General features: G+C 76.2%; 3 protein-coding genes. All 3 read right to left on the bottom strand.

The features are described from left to right. Positions 1-117 precede the first annotated feature (117 nt). Complete coding sequence (locus tag ACSNN9_RS28080) at positions 118-1179, bottom strand: glycosyltransferase family 4 protein (RefSeq protein ID WP_436676326.1); 1062 nt, start codon at positions 1177-1179, stop codon at positions 118-120. Between the two features lie 163 nt (positions 1180-1342). Then, positions 1343-2035: a BON domain-containing protein gene (locus ACSNN9_RS28075; RefSeq protein WP_436676325.1), complete on the bottom strand. Its 693-nt coding sequence runs from the start codon at positions 2033-2035 to the stop codon at positions 1343-1345. A gap of 179 nt (positions 2036-2214) precedes the next feature. After that, on the bottom strand, positions 2215-3738 hold a 1524-nt coding region (locus tag ACSNN9_RS28070), incomplete at its 5' end, for a S1C family serine protease (protein WP_436676324.1).

Here is a 3738-nt window from a genome sequence, read left to right as displayed (position 1 = left end):
GCTCCGCGAGAAGGTCGCCATCCGGCGCGGCGAGGGCGCCGTCACCGACGCGTACGCCCGCCGGCTGGACAGCGCGATCACCGCGCTCGGGGCCGCGCGGGTCTGACCGGCGGGCGGTCAGCGGGCCCGGGCCCGGACGGGCACCCGGGCCGTCGCGGGCGGGGCCGACTCCGCGATGAAGCGGCGGTACACCTCCTCGTAGCCGGCGGCCATCCGCTCGGTGGAGAAGTTCTCCGCCACGTGCGCGACGCAGGCCGCCGGGTCGAGGTCCGTCGCCGCTCGCAACGCGCCGGGCAGCTCGTCCACGCGCTCGCAGATCAGGCCGGTCCGGCCGGGCCGGACGAGTTCCGGCACCGCGCCCCGGTCCAGCGCCACCACCGGCGTGCCGGTCGCCATCGCCTCCACCATCACCATGCCGAACGGTTCGTCCCACTGGATCGGCATGATCAGGCACCGGGCCTCGACCAGCAGCCGCAGCGCCTCGGCCCGGTCGGCGTCGAGCACCACCCGGACGTCCTCGCCGAGCAGGGGCCGGACCACCTGCTCGTAGTAGCGGTGCTCGGCCGGCTCGTTGCACTTGCCGGCCAGCACCAGCGGCAGGCCGGCGGCCCGGCACGCCCGGATGGCGAGGTCCGGGCCCTTGTCGGGGCTGAAGCGGGCCAGCCAGAGCACCGGCCCGTGCCCGGGCGCGGTCTTGTGCGGGACGCCGCGGACGTCCATCGCGTTGTGCACCGTACCGACCCAGGGCAGCGGCGGATTGAGCCGGCGCTGGGCGTGCGAGATGGCCACCAGCCCGACGCCGCTGTCGGTCTCGCTGAGCACGTCGCCGTACTCGCCCACGGGGTTGCCGTGCACGGTGGCCACGGTGGGCACGGCCCGGTGGCCGGCGATCAGCGGGCCGATGGTGGTGTGGTCGTGCACGACGTCGAAGTCGCCCGCGTGGACCCGGTGGTTGACCCGGGCCAGGTGGGCCAGCTCGGGCAACGCCTCGCCGAGCCGCTCGAACTGGAGCTCGGGCACCGTGGAGACGAACGCGGCCGTGGTCCCGTGCTCGCGGCCGGCGCCGAAGACGGTCACCGCGTGGCCCCGGCCGACCAGCGTCTCCACCAGGCCGGTCACCACCTGTTCGAGCCCGCCGTAGCCGGGCGGCGGCACCGACAGCCACGGCGGCAGCACCATCGCGATCCGCAACGGCCGCTCTGCCGATCGGTCGGGTGACGGACGGTCGACCGCCACGGGCACCTCCCTCTCGGTCACTGCTGTGGAGCACCGGGCCGGCCTCGTCGCGACCGGTGTCCCGCTGCGCGGCGGGATCGGCGACGGTTTCCCGTCGGCGGCACCACTAAACCGGATGATCCGGGCGCTCACCGCCCAGGAGGAGCCGCTCCCGCACCGCTCGCACCCCCTCGCCGGACCAGGCCACCCGCTCCGCCTCGTCCCGCTCCCACCAGGAGCGCACGACCCCGGTGAGCACGACCGTGTCCCCGTCCAGCTCGACGGTCACCCGCTGCGTGCCGACGCCACGCGCCAGCGCCCGCTGGAGGTCGCGCCGGGTCCGCTCGGGATCGCGACGGGTGGCGGGCCGCACCTCGACCAGGTTGGTCACCCCCCGTACGCCCCGCAGCCGGCGCAGCTCCCGCTCGGCGGTGCGCCGCTGCCAGCCGAACTCCACCTGACCGCGGAGCATCACCCAGCCGTCGGCCACGGTGACGTCCAGCCGCTCCGCCGGGACGAAGCTGTCCCACTCCAGCGCCCGGCTCGCCGCGACGGCGATCTCGGCGTCCGTACGCCCCGGCTCGCCGGGCAGGTGCACCCCGAGGTCGTCGGCGACCGCCCGCACCCCTCGTACGCGCTGCGCGCAGCGCCGCGCCGCCCACTTCCGCGCGTACCCGTCGACCCAGCCGGTCAGGGTCACCACGCCGTCGTGGACGGTGACCCCGATCTCGTTCGGCTGCACCTGGGCGTCCCAGGCCAGTTCGTCGAGCACGTCCCGCTGGATCCGCTCGTCGGTCCGAACGGCCGCTGCCGTGGTCATCGCACCCCTCCGTACGCCGCGCCGGTTCCTGCCTGTCCGACCGTGCCGGCGCGACGGGTGACGGCGGTTCACCCGGACCGGGTGAACCGCCGTCGAGAGGGAGCGGCGGGTGACGGAGCCAACCCCCTTGGCCCCGCCACCCGCCGCCGGAGGGAGGAGGAAAGTCTTCGGTTATCCGGCTACGACGTCTCGGCGAGCGTCACGGTCGCCCTGGCTTCGGTGCCGTTGCGCTTGTAGGTCACCTCGACCCGGTCGCCGACCTTGCCGGCCTGCACGGCACCGACCAGGTCGTCCGAGTCGTTGACCACCTTGTCGCCGAACCGGGTGACCACGTCGCCGCGCTGCAACCCGGCCTTCTCGGCGGGGCTGCCGGGGGTGACGGTGGCCACCAGGGCACCGCCGCCCTCGGCGGCCGTCACGCTGACCCCGAGCGACGGGTGGCTGACCTTCTCACCCCGCTGGAGCTTGCCGGCGACGTCCTTGGCCTTGTTGCTGGGGATCGCGAAGCCGACGCCGATGTTGCCGCTGCTGCCCTGCCCGGCGGTGGCGATGGCGGTGTTGATGCCGATCACCTCGCCCCGGGTGTTGACCAGGGCACCGCCGGAGTTGCCCGGGTTGATCGGCGCGTCGGTCTGGAGCAGCCCCGCGATCGATGTGGCTCCCTGGCTGGGCTCCTGCCGCTGCCCGCCGCTGCCCGCCTGGATGGTGCGGTCCCGGGCGCTGAGGATGCCGGCGGTGACCGAGCCCTGCAGGCCCAGCGGGCTGCCGAGGGCGAGCACCTGGTCGCCGACCTGCATCGCGTCGCTGTCGCCGAAGGTGGCGGCCTTCAGGTCGCTGACGCCGGTGGCCTTCACCACCGCCAGGTCGGTCTTCGGGTCCGTGCCCCGGACCTGGGCCTGGGCGGTCTTGCCGTCGGCGAAGGTGACCACGACGCGGCCGTCCGTGGCGGAGGCGACCACGTGGTTGTTGGTGAGCACGAAGCCGTCGGCGGTGAGGATCACGCCGGAGCCCTCTCCGTTGTCCGTGGCGATCGAGACGACGCTGGGCTGCACGGCGGCGGCGATCCGGGGCAGGTCGGCGCCGTTGATGACCGGCGCGGCGGAGTAGGTGCGGGTGATGCCCGAGTCGCCGTCGACGGCGAGCGCGAGCGCCCCGCCCGCGACGCCCGAGCCGAGCATCAGCGCGAACACCGCGACGCCGGCGCCGGCGAGCTTGGCGATCCGGCCCGGCCGGGGGCCCGCCTGCGCGGGCGCCCAGGGCGGCACCGGCTGGCCGGGGTGGTGCGGCTGCTGGCCGTACGGCTGTCCCGGCTGGCCCCCGCCGCTCCAGCCGGACTGCTGGCCGTACCAGGGCGCGCCGGGGTGGCCGGCGGCCTGCGCGTGGCCGGCCTGCGGATAACCGGGCTGACCCGCGGCGTGCGGGTAGCCGGGCTGGCCGGCGGCGTGCGGGTAGCCGGGCTGACCCGCGGCCTGCGGCTGACCGGCCGGGCCGCCGGCCTGCGGCTGCCCTGGCTGGGGCTGGCCGGGGACCGGGTACTGCGGAACGGCCGGGGCGGGCGCGAAGGGGCCCGGCGGCGTGGGCCGGTCGGGCGAGCCGGCAGCCTCGGGGGCACGGGCCGGCTCGGCGGCGCGCGGGCCGCCGTCCCCGGCGACCGGGCCGGACTCCGCACCACGCGGCGCCTCGCCGCCGGCCGGGGCGGGGCC

Origin of the sequence: Micromonospora sp. URMC 107, from assembly GCF_051386315.1 — a bacterium.
Lineage (GTDB): Bacteria > Actinomycetota > Actinomycetes > Mycobacteriales > Micromonosporaceae > Micromonospora.
The sequence above is the reverse complement of the archived record's forward strand: the minus strand, read 5'-3'. Positions and strand labels throughout refer to the sequence as shown.